Annotated in this window: 15 protein-coding genes and 1 tRNA gene; 8 read left to right on the plus strand and 8 right to left on the minus strand. The window is 62.4% G+C overall.

Annotated features, from left to right (window positions below; all coding sequences use genetic code 11):
- Positions 1 to 90: 90 nt before the first annotated feature.
- The 4 genes from OKC44_RS08435 to OKC44_RS08450 all read left to right on the plus strand — a co-directional run bounded on the left by OKC44_RS08435 (position 91) and on the right by OKC44_RS08450 (position 5,347).
- Positions 91 to 1,758: a methyl-accepting chemotaxis protein gene (locus OKC44_RS08435; protein WP_270812246.1), complete on the plus strand. Its 1,668-nt coding sequence runs from the start codon at positions 91 to 93 to the stop codon at positions 1,756 to 1,758.
- A gap of 131 nt (positions 1,759 to 1,889) precedes the next feature.
- Complete coding sequence (locus tag OKC44_RS08440; protein ID WP_024944477.1) at positions 1,890 to 3,101, plus strand: ROK family transcriptional regulator; 1,212 nt, start codon at positions 1,890 to 1,892, stop codon at positions 3,099 to 3,101.
- Positions 3,098 to 4,681: an ATP-binding protein gene (locus OKC44_RS08445; protein ID WP_270812247.1), complete on the plus strand. Its 1,584-nt coding sequence runs from the start codon at positions 3,098 to 3,100 to the stop codon at positions 4,679 to 4,681. The genes OKC44_RS08440 and OKC44_RS08445 overlap by 4 nt, the downstream gene beginning before the upstream one ends.
- Positions 4,682 to 5,347: a response regulator gene (locus tag OKC44_RS08450; RefSeq protein ID WP_011706286.1), complete on the plus strand. Its 666-nt coding sequence runs from the start codon at positions 4,682 to 4,684 to the stop codon at positions 5,345 to 5,347.
- A 78-nt stretch (positions 5,348 to 5,425) separates the two neighbouring features.
- On the opposite strand, the gene OKC44_RS08455 is transcribed toward OKC44_RS08450, so the two are convergent.
- The 6 genes from OKC44_RS08455 to OKC44_RS08480 form a co-directional block, all read right to left on the minus strand.
- Positions 5,426 to 6,958, minus strand: coding sequence for a tripartite tricarboxylate transporter permease (locus OKC44_RS08455; RefSeq protein ID WP_045789965.1), 1,533 nt, complete (start codon positions 6,956 to 6,958; stop codon positions 5,426 to 5,428).
- A gap of 9 nt (positions 6,959 to 6,967) precedes the next feature.
- On the minus strand, positions 6,968 to 7,429 hold the full coding sequence (locus OKC44_RS08460) for a tripartite tricarboxylate transporter TctB family protein (protein WP_101616047.1): 462 nt from the start codon (positions 7,427 to 7,429) through the stop codon (positions 6,968 to 6,970).
- A gap of 42 nt (positions 7,430 to 7,471) precedes the next feature.
- Positions 7,472 to 8,437 (minus strand): tripartite tricarboxylate transporter substrate binding protein, encoded by a 966-nt coding sequence (locus tag OKC44_RS08465; protein ID WP_029301042.1) that lies wholly within the window; start codon positions 8,435 to 8,437, stop codon positions 7,472 to 7,474.
- Between the two features lie 229 nt (positions 8,438 to 8,666).
- Positions 8,667 to 10,199, minus strand: coding sequence for a lytic transglycosylase F (locus tag OKC44_RS08470; protein WP_270812249.1), 1,533 nt, complete (start codon positions 10,197 to 10,199; stop codon positions 8,667 to 8,669).
- Between the two features lie 211 nt (positions 10,200 to 10,410).
- Positions 10,411 to 12,096, minus strand: a complete 1,686-nt coding sequence (locus OKC44_RS08475; protein WP_011706282.1) for an aspartate:alanine antiporter — start codon at positions 12,094 to 12,096, stop codon at positions 10,411 to 10,413.
- 775 nt (positions 12,097 to 12,871) lie between these two features.
- Positions 12,872 to 12,947 (minus strand) — tRNA-Asn (locus OKC44_RS08480).
- A 135-nt stretch (positions 12,948 to 13,082) separates the two neighbouring features.
- On the opposite strand from OKC44_RS08480, the gene uvrB reads away from it, so the two are divergent.
- The 3 genes from uvrB (at position 13,083) to OKC44_RS08495 (ending at position 16,171) form a co-directional block, all read left to right on the plus strand.
- Entirely contained in the window at positions 13,083 to 15,095 is a 2,013-nt protein-coding gene (gene uvrB / locus OKC44_RS08485) for an excinuclease ABC subunit UvrB (RefSeq protein ID WP_270812250.1), read from the plus strand.
- Positions 15,092 to 15,361 carry a YkvA family protein gene (locus OKC44_RS08490; protein WP_206819887.1) on the plus strand — a complete coding sequence of 90 codons (270 nt, stop codon included), beginning with the start codon at positions 15,092 to 15,094 and terminating at the stop codon, positions 15,359 to 15,361. The genes uvrB and OKC44_RS08490 overlap by 4 nt, the downstream gene beginning before the upstream one ends.
- 156 nt (positions 15,362 to 15,517) lie before the next feature.
- On the plus strand, positions 15,518 to 16,171 hold the full coding sequence (locus tag OKC44_RS08495) for a DedA family protein (protein ID WP_270812253.1): 654 nt from the start codon (positions 15,518 to 15,520) through the stop codon (positions 16,169 to 16,171).
- Positions 16,172 to 16,257: 86 nt separating this feature from the next.
- Here OKC44_RS08495 and dsbB read toward each other — a convergent pair whose 3' ends face one another.
- Positions 16,258 to 16,779: a disulfide bond formation protein DsbB gene (gene dsbB, locus OKC44_RS08500; RefSeq protein ID WP_017409568.1), complete on the minus strand. Its 522-nt coding sequence runs from the start codon at positions 16,777 to 16,779 to the stop codon at positions 16,258 to 16,260.
- 85 nt (positions 16,780 to 16,864) lie between these two features.
- Entirely contained in the window at positions 16,865 to 18,445 is a 1,581-nt protein-coding gene (nhaB, locus tag OKC44_RS08505; protein WP_270812255.1) for a Na(+)/H(+) antiporter NhaB, read from the minus strand.
- Between the two features lie 333 nt (positions 18,446 to 18,778).
- Between nhaB and fadR the strand changes: the two genes are divergently transcribed.
- Entirely contained in the window at positions 18,779 to 19,492 is a 714-nt protein-coding gene (gene fadR, locus OKC44_RS08510; RefSeq protein WP_016350565.1) for a fatty acid metabolism transcriptional regulator FadR, read from the plus strand.
- Positions 19,493 to 19,538 lie beyond the last annotated feature (46 nt).

Genomic DNA, 19,538 nt, shown 5'->3' on the forward strand with positions numbered 1-19,538 from the left:
TGTAGCGAAAGCGGGTCCCCGTCGACCAGCATCCTATACTGGTCTGGTAGGAACGGAACGCCCATAAAAATAGCTGCAAGGATGTGAAAGATGACGCTAAAGCAGAAAATTCTGTTGTTGGGAGCCGTCCCCGTGCTCCTGATGGCCCTGGTGGTCAATCTCAGCAACTACATGATTTCAAAGAGTGACCTGGAAGCCGATCTGGTGGTGGCGCGAGAAAATGCCATCAAGGATCGCAAGGCGTTGCTCAGCAGCTACCTGATGCTGGCCAAGACCGCCGTCGACACTGCCTACAACCAGCCAGACACCCCGGAAGCTCGCAAGCAGGTCACCGAGATCCTGCGGCCATTGCGCTACAGCAGTGACGGCTACTTCTTCGTCTACGACTTTCAGGGCAACACCATACTGCTGCCCACCCGCCCCGAGATGGAAGGCAAGAACCGCTGGCAGGACAAGGATGCCAAGGGCAAGCTGCTGATCCAGGAGATCGTCAAGGCGGCGCGCCAGGGGGACGGCTTCTCCGAATACTGGACCGCCAAGCCCTCCATCGGCCGGGATGCCCCCAAGCTCTCCTTCAACCTGGTGCTCGACAAGTACCAGTGGGTCATCGGCACCGGCTTTTATATCGATGACATCGACAATGAACTGGCGGCGCTGCGCACCGAGCGTGAGAGCAACATGCACGACTCCCTGCAGAGCAGCGTGCTGCTGATCCTGGTGATCCTGGGGATCACCCTGGCGGTGACTGTGGTGATCGGCAACCGGGTCACCCGGCCACTGGCGGATGCGGTCTCGGCCCTCAACGACATCGCCGACGGGGAGGGGGATCTGACCCAGCGCCTCAAGGTGCAGAGCCATGACGAGATTGGTCAGCTGGCCACCGCCTTCAATCGCTTCGTGACGCGGATCCAGTCGGTGGTGAGCCAGGTGGGGGAGACCAGCAATCATCTATTCAGCGCGGTGGAGAAGCTGCACCACCTGAGCGAGCACTATGACCATCAGATGCACGGCCACAGCCGGGAGACTGATCAGGTGGTCACCGCGGTGACCGAGATGAGCTCCACCGCCCAGGAAGTGGCGGCCAGCGCCTCCAACGCGGCCACCGCCACCAGCGACGCGGCGCGCGAATCCGATGCCGCTCGCGGCGTGGTGGGCACCGCCATCAACAGCATCAACCGGCTGGTGGGGGAGGTGCACACCGCCTCCGGCGTCATTGAGCAGCTGGCGCAGGAGACCGCCAAGATAGGATCCGTGGTGGAGGTCATTCGCGGCATTGCCGAGCAGACCAACCTGCTGGCGCTCAACGCCGCCATCGAGGCGGCCCGGGCCGGCGAGCAGGGGCGCGGCTTTGCGGTGGTGGCGGACGAAGTCCGATCGCTCGCCGGTCGCACCCAGCAGAGCACCAAGGAGATCAACGAGATGCTGCAGCGCCTGCAGGGCGGGGTGAAGCAGGCGGTGGACGTGATGCAGGCGAGCGAGGAGCGCAGCCAGGAGACGGTGCAGGAGGCGAGCCACATCGCCACCTCCCTCGACAGCATGGTGATGGCGGTCAGCACCATCAACGACATGAACATCCAGATAGCCACCGCTGCCGAGGAGCAGCACGCGGTCTCCGAGGAGATCAACAAGAACCTGGTGGCCATTCAGCAGATCGTCAGCGAGCTGACAGACGCGGCGGTCGAGTCCAACAGCACCACCCGCGATCTCGCCAGCACCGGCGACAAACTGCGCAAGCTGGTCTCCCAGTTCCGCTACTGATGGGGTGACAAGAGGGGGATGTCCCTCACAAGATGCGGCCTGAACCCCGGTTCAGGCCGCACTTTATTTGGGGATTGACCAATAATATGTGAAAATTGCCCCCCTCTGTGTCAGCCCTTGCCCCGTACCCTATGAATGAGATCGTGAAAGGCAGTATCGATTTGATCCGTCAGCTCAACTATGGCCTGGTCTACGCCAGCCTGGAGGAGCACAAGGAGCTGTCCCGTACCGATCTCTCCCGCTTGACCGGCCTCTCGCCTGCCAGCATCACCAAGATCACCCGCGAGCTGCTCGACGGCGGTCTGGTGGTCACCTGTGGCGAGAGCTCGGTGGGGCGCGGTCGCCGCCAGACCCTGCTGCGCATCAACGAGCGCCGCTTCCAGTTTCTCTCCATGCGCCTTGGCCGCGGCTATGTGGACATGGCGCTGTTCGATCTGGCCGGTCGCTCGCTCGCCCGTCATCGCCATGTCTTCAGCGAAGGGGAGCGCGCCGACCTGCTGGCCAGCCTGGTGCGGGCCATCGAGGGCTTCTTACCCAAGAAGGCGCTGCGCCTCGCCTGCATCGCCCTCTGTCTGCCGGGGCAGGTGGAGCGCCACTCCGGCATGGTCAAACACTTCCCCTTCTACGATCTGCGCAACTGGCCGCTTGGCCCCACCCTGCAGGAGGCGTTCGCGGTGCCCGTGCTGGTGAGTGGCGACGTGCGCACCTGGATCCAGGCCGAGCGTGAGTGGGGGGCCGCCAAGAACTGCGCCGATGCGGTACTGGTGTTCGTGCACAACGACATCGGGGTCGGCATGGTGGTCAACGGCCAGCTCATCGAGAGCGAATCGGCCCTGCTCGGCGATCTCAGCCACCTGCAGCTCGAGCCCTACGGTCAGCGCTGTTATTGCGGCGGCTTTGGCTGTGCCTGCACGCTGGTGACCAATCAGGCGCTCGAAGCCCAGTACCGGGATCTGCGCGAGCGGATGCAGGAGTACGATCTGCCGGAGAGCGTCACCATCCGCGAGCTGTGCGAGCTGGCGCTGGCGGGCAACAGCCTCTGCCAGGACATCCTCCATCAGGCGGCGGGACGGCTCTCCCGGGTGCTCTCCAACCTCATCTGCCTGCTCAATCCGGGCAAGCTGCTGCTGGGAGGCGAAATCACCCGCGCCGATCGGCTGCTGTTCCCCATGCTGCACCAGTCGCTGGCAAGCCAGCTGCCGGCCGAATACCTGGTGCGGCTGCAGATTGAATCCACCCACTTTTACGAAGATCCCACCAAGCCCACCTCGGTGCAGGTGCACAAGGCCCTGCGCGATGGCAGCCTGCTGCTCGACTTGTTGCGAGGCGACAAGGAGGCATGAAGCTGGGGTTGCAAGGACGCATCCTCCTCATGCTCTGTCTGGTCAGTCTGCTGCAGCTGGTGCTGCTGAGCGGGGCCAGTTACTACTATGTGTCCGAGCAGCGCTACCGCGAGGTGGGGGATCAGGCCCTCGACGTGGCGCGGCTGGTGGCCCGCGAGCCTGGCGTGCTGGCCGGGGTGAAGCGGGCCGACACCGCCCGCCTCAATGTGCTGGTGGAGCGGATCCGCGCCGAGGTCGGTGCCAGCTATATTGTCATCGGCGATAAAGACGCGCGCCGGCTGGTGCACCCCAATGCGGATCGCATCGGCCAGCCCATGATGGGGGATGATCCGAGGCGGGCGCTGCAGGGGGAGGCCTATATCTCCCGCGCGCAAGGGTCCCTCGGGGTCTCGGTGCGCGGCAAGAGCCCCATCCGCGATGAGCTCGGCCAGATCATCGGGGTGGTCTCGGTCGGTTATCTGGTGCGGGATATCGAGGCGGATCTACAGGGGTTCCTGCGTTTCGGCCTCGCCATGACCCTGCTCATCGTGCTGCTCAACAGCCTGGCCGCCGCCTGGCTGGCCCGCCGTTACAAACGTGCCATCCTTGGCTTCGAGCCCGAGCAGATCGGCCGCCTCTATGCCGAGCTCGACTGCACCCTGCGCAGCGTGCGCGAGGGGATCCTCACCATCGACGAGCAGGGTCGGCTCACCTCCCTCAATCCCAATGGCATCCGCTTGCTGCGCCTTGACGAGCAGACGGCCCAGGCCGCCATCGGCCAGCCCGTCACCCGGCTGCTGCCGGAGAGTCGCATGCTCTCCCTCATTCAGGATCCGCGCCCGCAGTTTGACGAGGAGATAGTGCTCAACGGCCAGTCCCTCATCGTCAACCGGCTGCCGCTGGTGCGCGATGGCAAGCTGATCGGCGCGGTGTCGAGCTTTCGGCGCAAGGACGAGCTGGCCGAACTGAGCGCCCAGCTCTCCCAGGTGCAGGCCTACAGCGATCTGCTGCGGGTGCAGACCCACGAACACCACAATCAGCTCGGCACCATCGCCGGGCTCATCGAGCTCGGAGCCACCCGCGAGGCGCTCGCCTTCATCGGGCGGGAGGCTGCAACCGAGCAGAGCCTGCTCAGCTTCCTGATGAGCGCCATCGCCAAGCCCAAGGTGGCCGGCCTGCTGCTCGGCAAATACCACAGGGCTCACGAGCTGGGACTGGTGCTGGAGGTGGACCCGGATTCCCGCCTGTACGACATTCCCCTTCGCGTCAGCGGCTCCCAGCTGGTGACGGTGCTGGGCAATCTCATCGACAATGCCTTCGAGGCGACTCGTCGCCACGGTGCCCCCTACCAGCCGGTGCGGGTGGCGCTGAGCGATCTCGGCCAGGATCTGATCCTGGAGGTGGAAGATGGGGCGGGGGGGATCGATCCCGCACTGGCGGACAGGTTGTTCGAGCGGGGGGTCAGCAGCAAGGCGGAGCCGGATCACGGCATCGGCCTCGCGCTGGTGCGCAAGACCCTGGATGCCCTGCAGGGGACCATCACCATCGAAGCCACGACGCAGGGGAGTTGCGTCGTCTGTTACATTCCCAAGGAGGTGTGAGTGATCAAGATCCTGATCGTCGAGGATGACCCGGCCATTGCCGAGATCCACCGCCGCTTCGTGCAGCGGCTGGCGGGCTTCGAGGTGCTGGGGGTGGCGCTCACCCTGTTTGATGCCAGGGAGCAGATAGAGATCCTCAAGCCCGATCTGGTGCTGCTGGACGTCTGGCTGCCCGATGGCGAGGGCTTTGCCCTGCTGCGGGAGCTGCGCCAGGCGGGGGCTTCCCTCGACGTGATACTGCTCACCGCGGCGCGGGAGGCCGGCGCCCTGCAGGAGGCGATGCGGCTCGGGGTGGTGGATTTCATCCTCAAGCCCGTGGTGTTCGAGCGGCTGCGCGACACCCTCGACAAATATTGCCAGAACCGCGCCGCCCTGGCGGCCTTGGCCGACATCGATCAGCAGGCGGTGGACGCCCTGCTGGGGACGCCGTTGCAGCAGGTGGCGGCAGGCGGTCTGCCCAAGGGGATCGACGGACTCACCCTGCAGCGGGTGCTGGCGGCGCTGGGGTCGCAGGGGGCCAGCGCCGAGGAGATCGGCGGCCGGGTCGGGGTGAGCCGCACCACGGCGCGCCGCTATCTGGAGTTTCTGGTGGGCCAGCAGCTGGCGAGCCCGGAGCTGGAGTACGGCACCGTGGGCCGGCCGGAGCGGCGTTATCGCCAGCCCTGAGCGGGATAGCCACGCATCTCGTCTTGCCAATAAAAAGAGCGCCTGTCGGCGCTCTTTTGCTGTGTAAGATCCGCCAACTCAGCTCGGTTCGGATTGCAGTGTGGCGGCCGGTGCGCGGCGCGCCTGCCACCACTGCCACACCGGCAACAGCAGCATCACCAGGGTGATCAGGGTGAAGGCGAGGGTGATGGGGCGCTCCCACAGGAAGCTCAGGGAGCCGTCGTTGATCACCAGGGCCCGGCGCAGGTTATCCTCCAGCATGCCCCCCAGAATGAAGCCGAGCAGCATGGGCGCCATGGGGAAGTCCAGCAGGCGCAGGCCGATGGCGATCAGCGCCACCAGCGCCATCACATAGATGTCCATGGTGTTGAAGGAGACCAGATAGACCCCGATCAGCGAAAACAGCAGCACCATGGGGATGAGCACCGGGCGCGGCACCTGCAGGATCTTGGCCAGATAGGGGATGAGCGGCAGGTTGAGGATCAGCAGCACCACGTTGCCCAGATACATGGAGATGATCACCGACCAGAACACGTCCGGGTGCTCCATGAACAGGCGCGGGCCCGGCTGGATGCCGTAGGCGATAAGGGCCCCCAGCATCAGCGCCGTGGTGCCGGAGCCCGGGATCCCCAGGGTCAGCAGCGGCACGAAGGCCCCGCTGGATGCGGCGTTGTTGGCCGCTTCCGGCGCGGCGATACCGGTCAGGCTGCCCTTGCCGAACTCCTCCTGCCTGCGCTTGCTGGCGAAGTTGCGCTCGGCGCCATAGGCCATGAAGGAGGCGATGGTGGCGCCGGCCCCCGGCAGCACGCCGATGAGAAAACCCATCACCGAGGAGCGGGCGATGGGGGGCGCTATCTCTTTGACCTCGTCCCTGCTCAGCTTGAGGGAGCCGAGCTGCTGGATCTTGCGCGCCTCCTCCTTGCTGGTGTCCTTGCCCGGGCGCAGCACCGTCATCAAGATCTCCGCCAGGGCGAAGGTGGCCATGGCCAGCAGCAGGAAGGAGAAGCCGTCGCGCAAGTCCGGCAGGCCGAAGGTGAACCTGTCCACCCCGACGCTGCGGTCGATGCCGACGGTGGAGAGCATGATGCCGAACAGCGCCATGATCAGCGCCTTGAGCACCTGGCCCTTGCCGGCAAAGGCCGCCACCGCCGAGAGTCCCAGCACCATGAGGGCGAAGTAGTCCGCCGACTGGAACGAGAGGGAGACCTTGGCCAGCAGCGGCGCCGCCACCATCAGGAAGATGGCGGACAGGGTGCCGCCGGTGAAGGAGGCGTAGGCAGCGATGGCCAGCGCCTTGCCCGCCTGCCCCTTGCAGGCCAGCGGATAGCCGTCGATGGCGGTGATCATGCTGGCGGAGCAGCCCGGGGTGTTGATCAGGATGGAAGAGGTGGATCCGCCGAACATGGAGCCGTAATAGACCCCGGCCATCAAAATGATGCCGGAGGCGGGATCCAGCCCGTAGGTGATGGGGATCATCAGGGCGATGGCGGTGACGGGCCCAAGGCCCGGCAGCATGCCGATGAAGGTGCCGACGAAACAGCCGACGATCACCATGAAGATGTTGATGGGCAGCATGGCGGTGCCCAGTCCTTGCAAAATGCCGTCTAACATGGGTTCTCCTTATCCCAGCAACTGGGTGAACAGCCGGCCCGGCTCGAGGTAGACGTTGAGCCCCTTGGTGAGCAGGGCCCAGAAGATGAGGGTGAACGGCAGGCTCACCTTGCAGGCGAAGGCGAGGCTCTGCTCGCCCATCAGCCGGATCCCGCCGATGAGAAACAGGGTGGTGGCAACCAGAAAGCCGAGCCAGCCAAGGGCCAGGCCGTATACCAGCATCAGCAGCAGCAGGGCGAACACCAGCCGCCAGTTGCCGCTCTCCCGCTGCAGCCGCTCGCCGCCCGGAAAGCAGATCAGCAGCAGGGAGAGCAGGGCGCCGGCACCGGCCAGGGCATAGGGCAGGGTGCTGGCGGTGAAGGGTTCATATTCGTCCCCGGGGTAGCCGGGGATCTGGGTGGCGTGATAGCCGTAGGCGAGGGAGAGCAGCAAAAACAGCAGCCCCCCGAGTCGCTCCTTGGTCAAATGCATGGGATGACTCCGATGGGCGGGCCAGGCCCGCCGACAGTGGGATTACTTGATGAAGCCGAGTTCGCGCATCAGGCCGCCGATCTGCTGCTCCTGCTGGATCAGAAAGGCGGTGAACTCGGGGCCGGCCTGATAGAGATTGGTCCAGTTGTTGCGGGCACGGACCGTCTCCCACTCCGGCTTGTCATACATCTGCTTGAGCAGGGCGGCGAATTCGGCCGACTTGTCGGCGCTGACGGCAGGGGAGGCGAAATAGCCGCGCCAGTTGGCAAAGACCGTGGGGTTGCCCTGCTCGCTGAAGGTGGGCACTTCGCTCGCATCCGGCATCCGGGTGGGAGCCGTCATGCCGAGGATCCGCATCTGGCCCGACTTGACCGCCTCCATCGCCTCGCCAAAGCCGGTGGAGAGTACCTGGGTTTCTCCTGCCAGCACCGCCGCCATGGCGCTGCCGCCGGCGTCATAGGCCACGTAGCGCAGCTTGCCGGCATCGGCCCCGGCATTCTTGAAGGTCATGGCCGCCACCAGATGATCCAGGCTGCCACGGGCGGAGCCGCCGGCAATCTTCACCTTGGCGGGGTTCTCCTGATAGGCGGCCAGCAGCTGGGGCCAGCTCTGATAGGGGGAGTCCAGCGGCACGGCCAGCGCCTGGTAGTCGGCGATGATGGCGGCCACCGGGGTGAGATCCCGGAACGATTGTGGCAACTCCTTGGAGAGGGATTTGACGATGATGGGGGTGGAGTTGACCATCAGGGTCTTGTCGGACTGGGCCGAGGTCTCGATCAGGTGAGCGATGGCCTTGGCACCGCCACCGGCCGAGATGTTCTGGTAGGAGGCGGTGGTGATGAGGCCGGATTTGGTCAGCGCCTCGCCGGTGCCGCGGGCGGTGTTGTCCCAGCCGCCGCCGGCGCCGCCCGGAATGAGGAAGTGGATTTCGTCGATCTTGGCCTGGGCGCCGAGGCTGGCGCCCAGCAGGCAGCAGAGCAACGTGCGTTTGAGGGTTCCTTGCAACATGGTGTACTCCTTGTGATTGTTGCAGGAAGGTTAATTAATCATGATTGGTCGGCAAACAATCTGACCGTAATGGCTATTAAGGCTATTGTGGCCATTATGTTTATTCTGGTCACGGCAGGGTGAGGTGGGCCATGGCGGGGCTGAAGGTGGCCAGAAGCGAACCGTGGCAACGGCTGAAAAGGCGCGAGGCTCCCCGTCAGACGGGGAGCCTCGCGGATGACGGGCTGGCTTATCCCTGTGATGCCGGTGCGGTGGATACCTGGTCGTCGGCGGTGCCCTGCTGCTTGATGGCCTCGGTTGCCTGCTGCCTGAGCTGCAACTGCTCCATCACCAGCTTGTAGGCGATGTAGTACTTGTAGATGTTGCCGACGTAGGTCACGGTTTCCGCCCCAATCTTCTCCGCCGCCACGTACTCGACGTTGTGAAACCAGACGTTGGGATCCAGCCCCCGTTTCTTGGCCTCGGTGCGCAGCCGCGCCACCCGGGCGGGGCCGGCGTTGTAGGAGGCGAACGAGAAGAGTGCCTTGTCGAGGGCCGTCATGGGCTCGTCTGCATAGTAGTGGTCGATCATCCAGCGCATGTATTTGACACCTCCGTGGATGTTGGGCTCTAGCTGGCGAATGTCGCCCACTTTGAGCCCCTTGCCGGTGGCGGGCATGATCTGCATGATGCCGATGGCGCCGACGTGGCTGCGCGCCTTGTGATTGAGGGCCGACTCCTGATAGCCCTGGGCCGCCATCAGCAGCCAGTCCACCTCGTATTTCTCGCCATATTCGCGAAACAGATCCACCACCTGCAGAAACTTCTGGCGCTCGGCGTCGGCGGCGGCGCTCTTGACGAACTTGTTCTGCTTGAGATAGCGGGCCAGGATGGCGTCGCCACTGTGTTTGCCGCGCAGGGCGGCTATCTGTTCGTTGAGCATGGCCAGCAGTTGCGGGCTCTCCTTGCGCACCGCCCAGGCGATGACCCCCCCTTGCCGGAACACCGGCTGCTCATGGATGCGGATGGCGGGGAAGATCTTCTGCCAGAACCGGGCCTTGTGTTCGTCCATGACGATGAAGGGCAGCAGGCCGGCATTGACCATCTCCACCAGATCTTCATCTTCCAGCGCCTCCGGGGCGGGCTGGATGTCGACAAGCGGCTCTCCCGCCGCCTTGCGGGCCTGGTTGTAGGCCGTGAGGCTCTCGAAGTAGCTGGAGGAGGGGCGCACGTAGATCCGTTGGCCGGCCAGATCGGCGGCGCTCTCCACCTTGGGAGAGGCCGGTCCCGAGATGAGCAGTTCCCGCACGTTCTCCAGCAGAGGGTCGGTAAAGATCACCCCCTGCAGTTTGCGCCGCTCGGTGATGGTGAGGTTGGCGGCGGCGATGTCGCCTTTGCCCGCGATGAGGGCTTCCAGCAGGGCCTCGCGCGCTACCGGGATGAAGACCAGGTGCAGCTTGAGATGGCGCTTGAGGCTCTTTTGCTTGCGCAACTGCTCGTTGAGCCGCTTCTCCACCTCGATGAAGGCGTCGTAGGTGACGCCCCGCTGCACCCCCTTGTAGATGAAATAGCCGGTCTTGTTGTAGGTGGTGAGCACCCGGATGGTGCGCCGTGCCAGCATGGCATCGAGATCGCCAAGCAGGGGCTGGGCGAGCTGGTCGCTGCTAAAAGCCAGGGCGGCCGGTTCGGAGTCGGCTTCCTCTGCGGGGGAGGTTTGCGCTGGCGTGGCGGCCTGCAGCGGGCCGCACAGCAGCCAGCCCAGAAGGATCCATAACCGTATCATGACGATGCCCTCGTGTGTTTCATTGAGTGTAAGCGGCATGGGGCGGGCGCTTTAGCTCATTGGGTTTGGTCGGTGAGGGGCGCATAGCACGATAGGCCCTATCTTGCGGGGCGAGGCGATGGGGCTTAGGCGAAGAGGAGAGAGGCATGAACTCAAGGGGAGCCATAACGGCTCCCCTTGAGTTGGTGTACTTGGTGCTAGATCGTCGGCGCTAGAACCAGAAGCCGATGATGAAGGAGCCCGCCAGAGTCAGCATGACGTTGGCCACCGCATAGGTGCCGGCATAGCCGAGCGCCGGGATGGAGCTGTTGGCCGCCTCGTTCACCACGTCCATGGCCGGGGCGCAGGTGCGGGCCCCCGTGATGGCGCCGAGCAGCAGGGCTGGGTTCATCTTCAGCACCCAGACCCCGAACAGGTAGCCCACCAGCACCGGCAGGGTGGTCACCAGCATGCCGGAGAAGAGCACCACGGCACCGACCTGGCTCAGGTGATCCAGAATGCCGCCGCCGGCTTTGAGGCCGGTGCTCACCATGAACACCGCCAGACCGAGATCCTTGGCCAGACGCAGGGCGCCCGGCGGCACGTAGCCGACGGTGGGGTGGTTGGCGCGCAGGTAGCCCATCAGGATCCCCGCCAGCAGCAGCCCGACGGCGTTACCCAGCCCAAATTCGAGCTGGCCGAACACCAGGGAGACGGAGCCTATCAGCAGCCCCAGCACGAAGAAGGTAGTGAAGGCCACCAGATCCGTGGTCTGGCTGTGGATGCTGATGAAGCCGATCTTGTTGGCCAGCAGCTTGACCCGCTGCTTCTCGCCACTGATCTGCAGCACGTCGCCCTTTTGCAGCATGATGTTGCGATCGAACGGCATCTCTATCTGGGAGCGCACCACCCGGTTGAGGAAGCAGCCCTTCTCGGTGAGGTTGAGCTCCACCAGATGGCGACCCACCACCGCATCGTTTTTCACCACTATCTCTTCGGTGACGATCTGCAGGTCAAGCAGATTGCGGTCGAACACCTCCTTGCCGTTGCGGTAGTTGACGTCGAGCTTCTCGTGGCTCTCGGGGTAACCCACCAGGGCGATCTCGTCCCCTTCCTGGATGACGGCATCGCCATCCGGGCTCGCCAGGATGCCGTTGCGGCGGATCCGCTCCACATAGCAGCCGGTGTGGGGGTAGATGCCGGTCTCGCGCAGGGTGCGGCCGCCGATCCAGGCGGCCAGCTCCGGGCCAACCCGGTAGGCACGGATGATGGGCAGGTAGGTCTTGCGACTCTCGTTGTCGGAGAGGCCGCGCTCGCGGGCGATCTTCTGCGCCTCGGTGTTGAGGTCGAGCCGTGCCAGTGAAGGCAGGTAGCGCACCACCAGCATCAGGCCGACCAGTCCCACCAGATAGGTCAGTGCATAGCCGATGCCCATGTTGTCGAGCACCGACTGCATGTCGGTCTGATGGGGCAGGTTGAGCAGGCCGCTGCGCAGGGCATCCTGCGCGCCCACCAGCGCCGGGGTCGAGGTGAGCGAGCCGGCCAGGATGCCGGCCGCCATGCCCGGCCCGAGGTTGAAGAACTTGGCCAGCCCCACGGTGAGGAAGAGGGCGGTCAGCAGGATCACCAGGGTGAGGGTGATGTAGTGGATGCCGTCACGCAGGAAGACGCTGAAGAAGTGCGGCCCCGCTTCTATCCCCACGCAGAAGATGAACAGCATGAAGCCGACGTTCTCCGTGGTGGCGGTGAATTCAAAACCCATCTGGCCGAACAGCAGGGCGGTAAACAGCACGCCGATGGTGTTGCCGATCTGGAAGTTGCCGAACCTGACTTTACCGAGCAGCAGGCCGAAGGCCAGTACCACGAACAGCAGCAGGGAGTCGCTTTGATGTAGCAGTGTCACAAAATCTATGGTCATGCCCGGAAAAACCGAGGAAAAAAGTGGGGCCGATATTGTGCCGGATCCCTCACCAATAAAGAAGCGTCAAAGGAGGATTAATCGGCACTAACCCGCCACGCGACCCGCCTGTGTGAGGGAAACTGCGGGGCGGGTCTGGTGATGACCTCTATTTCCCTCTGCCAGCCCCGCTGTCAATTAGTGATTCCTGCTATCTGTGATCCTCGTCTTTCCGCTCTGCTTGAAAATTTATTCTCTGCTGTTTGGCAGGGCGGTTTTCTGGTTTTTCAGCACATCTGACTGAAGGGGGTGGCATGAGTCCGGGAGCCGATAGGTGGGTGTCGCCAGGGAGTGACCCATGTTGTGCGGGATGGCGAAAAGATATCTGCAAAAGGCATCTGTCGGCGGCGATGGCAACCCATTCAGGGGGGCGCTCAAAAACAGCAGAAAATCAGGTCGGCAGGGAAAAACATCGCCCGTCGCTGGCAATGGCCTGCCAGCCTAGGCCGTCATTGGCTTTGCTCTACTTACCCACAGAATCTGTGGATAACCCTGTTCATGAAACTTGGTGATCAGGCTGTATCCCGCGCCAATACTGGGCTGCAAGGACTGTTCAAAAAATACCTGAGATAAATTGTTTCTATAAAAATCAAATAGTTAGACGCAGCAGAACAAAACGCTGCCGGGGGGGATGCGGAATCAAAAGGGAGACGTCACCGCGGGATGCGGCTTGTGCATTAAAATTGGCAGAGGAAAGCACTAAAGTGGATAACTTGCACCGAGATGGTGAGGAGATTGGCTCCCCCGACTGGACTTGAACCAGTGACATACGGATTAACAGTCCGCCGTTCTACCGACTGAACTACGGGGGAACATCAGGCAAGGAGGAGCATCATACAGAGGTCGTATTTCGAGGTCAATAGTTGCTTCTTCCGGCAGAGTGGATACCCAGCCCACCCCATCTCGGAGTACACTTCTGCTCTTGCGTTTTTTTGCCGGGAGTCGTCATGAGCAAGTTATTCCAGCTGGCCAGCCAGTTTCAACCCGCCGGGGATCAGCCAAGGGCCATTGCCCAGCTGCTCGATGGCATCGAATCCGGCCTTGCCCATCAGACCCTGCTCGGGGTAACCGGCTCGGGCAAGACCTTCACCATGGCCAACGTCATCGCCACCCTCAATCGCCCTACCATGATCCTGGCTCCCAACAAGACCCTGGCGGCCCAGCTCTATGGCGAGATGAAGGAGTTCTTCCCCGACAACTCGGTGGAGTATTTCGTCTCCTACTACGACTACTATCAGCCGGAAGCCTATGTGCCGACCACCGACACCTTCATCGAGAAGGATGCCTCCATCAACGATCACATCGAGCAGATGCGGCTGTCGGCCACCAAGGCACTGCTGGAGCGCCGCGACGTGGTGATCGTCGCCTCGGTGTCGGCCATCTACGGTCTGGGAGACCCGCAAGCCTACCTCAGCATGATGCTACACCTGAAAGTGGGGGACCTGATCAACCAGCGGGATATCCTGCGCCGTCTCGCCGAGCTGCAGTACACCCGCAACGACATGGCCTTCCAGCGCGGCACCTTCCGGGTGCGGGGGGAGGTGATCGACATCTATCCCGCCGAATCGGACAAGCTGGCCCTGCGGGTGGAGCTGTTTGACGAGGAGGTGGAACGCCTCTCCCTGTTCGATCCGCTGACCGGCGCCATCGAGCAGACGGTGGTGCGCTACACCATCTATCCCAAGACCCACTACGCTACCCCGCGCGAGACCATCCTGGGGGCCATCGAGCACATCAAGGAGGAGCTCAAGGGCCGCCGTGAGCAGCTGTTGTCGCTGGGCAAGCTGGTGGAGGAGCAGCGCATCAGTCAGCGCACCCAGTTCGACATCGAGATGATGCAGGAGCTGGGCTACTGCTCCGGCATCGAGAACTACAGCCGTTACCTCTCCGGTCGCGCGCCCGGCGAGCCGCCGCCCACCCTGTTTGACTATCTGCCGGGAGACGGCCTGCTCATCATCGACGAATCCCACGTCACGGTGCCGCAGATCGGCGCCATGTTCAAAGGAGACAGATCCCGCAAGGAGACCCTGGTGGAGTACGGCTTCCGGCTCCCCTCGGCGCTCGACAACCGGCCGCTCAAGTTCGACGAGTTCGAGGCGCTGATGCCGCAGACGGTGTTTGTCTCGGCCACCCCTGGCCCCTACGAGCTGGAGAAGTCCGGCGGCGATGTGGTGCAGCAGGTGGTGCGCCCCACCGGCCTGCTCGACCCCGAGATCGAGGTGCGTCCGGTCACCACCCAGGTGGACGACCTGCTCTCCGAGATCCGCAAACGGGTGGCGGTGGAGGAGCGGGTGCTGGTCACCACCCTCACCAAGCGGATGGCGGAAGATCTGACCGAATACCTGGCGGATCACGAGGTGCGGGTGCGTTATCTGCACTCCGACATCGACACCGTCGAGCGGGTGGAGATCATTCGGGACCTGCGCCTCGGCAAGTTCGACGTGCTGGTGGGGATCAACCTGTTGCGAGAGGGGCTCGATATGCCGGAGGTCTCGCTGGTGGCGATCCTGGATGCGGATAAAGAGGGTTTCCTGCGTTCCACCCGCTCCCTCATCCAGACCATCGGCCGGGCGGCGCGTAACCTCAACGGCAAGGTCATTCTCTACGGGGATACCATCACCAACTCCATGCAGGTGGCGATCGAAGAGACCGAGCGGCGCCGCGCCCTGCAGCATGCCCACAACCAGGAACACGGCATCACCCCGACGGGGCTCAACAAGTCGGTGGGCGATGTGATGGACATGGGAGGCAGTCGCAGTGCGGGCAAGAGCGGGCGGGGCAGTCGCAAGGCCGCCGAGCCACAAGGGGAGTACCATGCCCGCTCCGCCAGCGAGATCAGCAAGGAGATCAAGCGGATGGAAGAGCAGATGTTCCAGCATGCACGGGATCTGGAGTTCGAGCAGGCGGCAGCGCTGCGGGACCAGATCCAGCGGCTGCGCAACGAGTTGATCGAGAGTTGAGTGCCTTGCCGGGTACCCGACGCTGGCTGATCTGGCGGCGTTTGCGCCGCCTCTATCGGGGTTTTCGCCACCCCGATACCCCCTGGTGGGCCAGGGGGCTGGTGATCCTGGTCCTGCTCTACGGCATCAGCCCGCTGGATCTCATCCCCGATGTGGTGCCATTTGTTGGCTGGCTCGACGATGCGACCCTGCTGCTGCTCTTGTTGTGGGGTTGGGAGTTATGCCTGCCCGGTGCCGTGAGGGCGGCGCTCGCCGAGCGGGAGTAGGCCGCCTTGGCCGTGCTCGCTGTATCGCCATCGATTTGATGAAAAGTGTCATGCCGGTTGTGTTTGGGCGTGATAAGAAAGAGCATGGTGGGGGAGATTGTGGCGCTCAATGCATTGGCGTAGACTCCACGCCGTTCACTTTATGGGTATGAGAAAATGGATCTGATCCTGTTTGCGATTGATTTTATCCTGCACGTCGACGTGCACTTGAAAGAGCTGTTTGAAAACTATGGGATCTGGGTTTACGCCATCCTGTTTCTGATCATCTTCTGCGAGACCGGACTGGTGGTAACCCCCTTCCTGCCGGGCGATTCCCTGCTGTTTGCCGCCGGTGCGCTCACCGTGGGCAGCGTGCTGGATGTGCATACCCTGGCCGCCGTGCTGATCATCGCCGCGGTACTCGGCAACGTGGTGAACTACACCATAGGTCACTTCTTCGGCGAGCAGCTGTTCCGCAATCCTGACTCCAAAATCTTCCGGCGGGATTACCTGGACAAGACCCATGCCTTCTACGCCAAGCATGGCGGCAAGACCATCATCATCACCCGCTTCCTGCCCATCGTGCGTACCTTCGCGCCCTTCGTGGCGGGCATGGGTGCCATGACCTATCAGCGCTTCCTGGCGTTCAATCTGGTGGGCGGTCTGTTGTGGGTCCTTTCATTCGTCTATGCCGGTCACTTCTTTGGCAATCTGCCGGTGGTGCGTCAGAACTTTACCCTGCTCATCTTCGGCATCATCGGCATTTCGCTGCTGCCCATGGTGATCGGCATGGTGAAGGCCAGAATGAACGCCAGCAAGGCGGCTTCCTGAACACCCTGCCACCTGGCTGATGAAGCCGAATGACATAAAAAAGAAGGGAGCCACTGGCTCCCTTCTTTTTTGTACTGCTATCGGGCTTAGTTGCAGCAGCGACCCTTGACCAGATTGCCGATGGCCACCACGACGAACACCAGCAGGTAGGCTGCGAAGATGGCCACCAGCCACTGAGGCATGGAGAAGCTCAGGAACTGCCAGGTGACCTCGCTGCAATCGCCATCCGGGTAGAACATCCAGGGGATCCACTGATCCAGCGGCGCCCAGCTCGGGAAGTCGACAAAGCCTTCGCAGACGTTGAAGGGGGAGGGATTGACCTGATAATCCACATGCTTGAGCGCCAGTTTCAGGCCCCAGAAGGCACTGGAGCCCCACAACAGCAGAGCGCTCCAGCGCACGTACCATTTCTGCGGTGCCACCATGCCGAGCAGCCCTGCGGTGAGGACTCCCAGCGTGGCGATCCGCTCATAGACGCACATGACGCAGGGATGCAGGCCCAGCACATGCTGGAAGAAGAGGGCGCTCAACTCGAGGAACAGGGCAGAGGCTGCAAGCAGACTCCAGGCCAGGCGATGGGCGGCAATACGGCGCAGAAACTCTATCATCTGGTTGATCTCACAGAAAAAACAGTGGCTGAATTAGAGCAGAGCAGGGGCCAAAAGGAAAGGGCCCGCATGGGCCCTTATGGTATCAATGCAGGGCGGGCAGCGCCGCTGGCGTGACGTTGTCGAGCACCAGCCAGCCAGCCTGATAGAACCAGTCGGTGAGCGGCCCGAGCAGCATCTCCACCGAGAAGAAACCCACCAGTCCCAGCACCAGGGTATAGGGCAGCGCCATCCACACCATGCGCCCGTAGGAGAGGCGCAGCAGCGGTGCCAGCGCCGAGGTCAGCATGAACAGGAAGGCGGCCTGGCCATTGGGAGTGGCCACCGACGGCAGGTTGGTCCCGGTGTTGATGGCCACGGCCAGCAGTTCGAACTGTTCGCGGCTGATGGCGTTGTTGAGCAGCGCCGTCTTCACCTCGTTGATGTAGACGGTGCCGACGAAGACGTTGTCACTGACCATGGAGAGCAGGCCGTTGGCCAGATAGAAGAGCGCGAGCTGGGCGTCCGGCTCGGCTGCCAGCACCCACTGGATCACCGGCTTGAACAGCTGCTGATCGATGATGACGGCGACCACGCTGAAGAAGACGGCCAGCAGGGCGGTAAAGGGCAGCGCCTCCTGGAATGCCTTGCCGAGGGAGTGCTCCTCGGTGATGCCGGTAAGCGAGGTGGCCAGCACGATGACCGACAGGCCGATGAGGCCCACCGCGGCCAGGTGCATGGCCAGCCCCAGGATCAGCCAGAGGGCGATTACTGCTTGCACTATGAGCTTGGCCTTGTCCTGGGCGGTACGTCCGGCCTCTTCATAGCGGTTGTAATCCTCCATGATGCGGCGTACCGCGTCCGGCAGCTTGGCACCATAGCCAAACCAGCGGCACTTTTCGACCAGAACACAGGTGAGCAGACCGCAGATGAACACCGGTACCGTGACCGGAGACATGCGAATGGCAAACTCGCCGAAGTTCCAGCCCGCCTGCTCGCCGATGATCAGGTTCTGCGGTTCTCCTACCAGGGTGCAGACACCGCCGAGGGCGGTGCCGATGGCGGCATGCATCATCAGGCTGCGCAGGAAGGCGCGAAAGTCGTCCAGATGTTGGCGATTGAGTTCATTGACGGCGTCATCATCGGTGTGATCGTGCGGGTTGCCGAACTCCTTGCCGGAAGAGACCTTGTGATAGATGGCGTAGAAACCGGTGGCGACGCTGATCACCACGGCGATCACGGTGAGGGCGTCGAGGAAGGCTGACAGGAAGGCGGAGACCAGACAAAATGCCAATGAAAGCAGGGTCTTGGAGTGGATCCGGATCAGCAGCTTGGTAAACACATAGAGCAGCAGTTGCTTCATGAAATAGATGCCGGCCACCATGAAGACCAGCAGCAGCAGTACCTCGATATTGGCCACCAGCTCATGTTTGACCTGCTCTGCCGAGGTCATGCCGATCAACACGGCTTCGATGGCCAGCAGGCCGCCAGGTTGCAGCGGATAGCACTTGAGCGCCATGGCCAGCGTGAAGATGAATTCGACGACCAGCAGCCAGCCGGCGATGAAGGGATCGAGGTAAAAGGCGATCGGGTTGATCAGCAGGAATAGAAGAATAGCGGCCTTGTACCACTGGGGCGCATTGCCCAGAAAGTTCTTGGCAAAGGCTTGCCCTAAGCTGATTGGCATAATAGTGGGTCTCTGTGTTGTGGTTGGTATCTGCGTCTATGCAGTCAAGACAGGCTCGACCAGAACATCCGGATGTTGTCCCTTATCAGATTGATTCCTCATGATTTTAATCAAAAAGAGCATTAACTATAAATAACATAGTCGGCCTTGCCCACGAGATTGGCCGTTTTATCGCCAATCGATGGGGTTGGCTGACACCAATTGCGGGAATCAATACATATTTTTAACAAAATGGCCTGCTTATGTGAGCAGAGGACCGACCTTCTGCTTGCCAGCCCTCCCTGCTTTGCTATTATTCGTGAGCCTTTTTACGTACTACAACAGAGTCACTACATGGTCATAAAAGCGCAGAGCCCTGCAGGGTTTGCCGAGGAATATATCATCGAGTCCATCTGGAACAATCGCTTTCCTCCAGGATCCATCTTGCCGGCCGAGCGTGAGCTGTCCGAGCTGATTGGCGTGACTCGAACCACCTTGCGTGAAGTGCTGCAGCGTCTGGCCCGTGATGGCTGGCTCACCATTCAGCATGGCAAACCGACCAAGGTGAACAATTTCTGGGAAACCTCTGGACTCAACATTCTGGAGACCCTGGCCAGGCTGGATCAGGACAAGGTGCCGGATCTGGTGGCCCAGCTGCTGTCGGCGCGCACCAACATCTGCACCATCTTCATTCGTGGCGCGATCCGCAACAATCCGGAGCAAGCCGCCGAGATCCTGCGCGGTGCCGACGCGGTAGAGAACTCCCCGGAAGCGTATGCCGAGTTTGATTATCGCCTGCACCACCAGCTCTCCTTTGCCTCCGGCAACCCGATTTATGCCCTGATCCTCAACGGCTTCAAGGGGCTGTATAGCCGGGTTGGCCGTTACTACTTCTCCGACAAGCAGGCCCGTGAAGCAGCCGATGCCTACTACAAGACCTTGCTGAACCTGGCTGAGACCAAGAATCACGAGGCCGTGTTCATGACGGTACGTCAGTACGGCATCGAGTCAGGCAAGTTGTGGACCCGTCTGCGTCAGGACATGCCGAGCAATCTGTGCGACAACTGATCGGATTCTGATACAAGAAAAACGCGCCGAATGGCGCGTTTTTTTA

Source organism: Aeromonas sp. S41-2, from assembly GCF_027705845.1.
In the GTDB taxonomy this organism is placed as follows: Bacteria; Pseudomonadota; Gammaproteobacteria; order Enterobacterales; family Aeromonadaceae; genus Aeromonas; species Aeromonas hydrophila.

Excerpts from the sequence above, each read along its gene's own strand:
- OKC44_RS08465 (WP_029301042.1), bottom strand. The coding sequence starts at position 8,437 with ATGTTGCAAGGAACCCTCAAACGCACGTTGCTCTGCTGCCTGCTGGGC.
- dsbB (WP_017409568.1), bottom strand. The coding sequence starts at position 16,779 with ATGATAGAGTTTCTGCGCCGTATTGCCGCCCATCGCCTGGCCTGGAGT.
- uvrB (WP_270812250.1), top strand. The coding sequence starts at position 13,083 with ATGAGCAAGTTATTCCAGCTGGCCAGCCAGTTTCAACCCGCCGGGGAT.
- OKC44_RS08440 (WP_024944477.1), top strand. The coding sequence starts at position 1,890 with ATGAATGAGATCGTGAAAGGCAGTATCGATTTGATCCGTCAGCTCAAC.
- OKC44_RS08495 (WP_270812253.1), top strand. The coding sequence starts at position 15,518 with ATGGATCTGATCCTGTTTGCGATTGATTTTATCCTGCACGTCGACGTG.
- OKC44_RS08445 (WP_270812247.1), top strand. The coding sequence starts at position 3,098 with ATGAAGCTGGGGTTGCAAGGACGCATCCTCCTCATGCTCTGTCTGGTC.
- fadR (WP_016350565.1), top strand. The coding sequence starts at position 18,779 with ATGGTCATAAAAGCGCAGAGCCCTGCAGGGTTTGCCGAGGAATATATC.
- OKC44_RS08435 (WP_270812246.1), top strand. The coding sequence starts at position 91 with ATGACGCTAAAGCAGAAAATTCTGTTGTTGGGAGCCGTCCCCGTGCTC.
- OKC44_RS08475 (WP_011706282.1), bottom strand. The coding sequence starts at position 12,096 with ATGACCATAGATTTTGTGACACTGCTACATCAAAGCGACTCCCTGCTG.
- OKC44_RS08470 (WP_270812249.1), bottom strand. The coding sequence starts at position 10,199 with ATGATACGGTTATGGATCCTTCTGGGCTGGCTGCTGTGCGGCCCGCTG.
- OKC44_RS08455 (WP_045789965.1), bottom strand. The coding sequence starts at position 6,958 with ATGTTAGACGGCATTTTGCAAGGACTGGGCACCGCCATGCTGCCCATC.
- OKC44_RS08460 (WP_101616047.1), bottom strand. The coding sequence starts at position 7,429 with ATGCATTTGACCAAGGAGCGACTCGGGGGGCTGCTGTTTTTGCTGCTC.
- nhaB (WP_270812255.1), bottom strand. The coding sequence starts at position 18,445 with ATGCCAATCAGCTTAGGGCAAGCCTTTGCCAAGAACTTTCTGGGCAAT.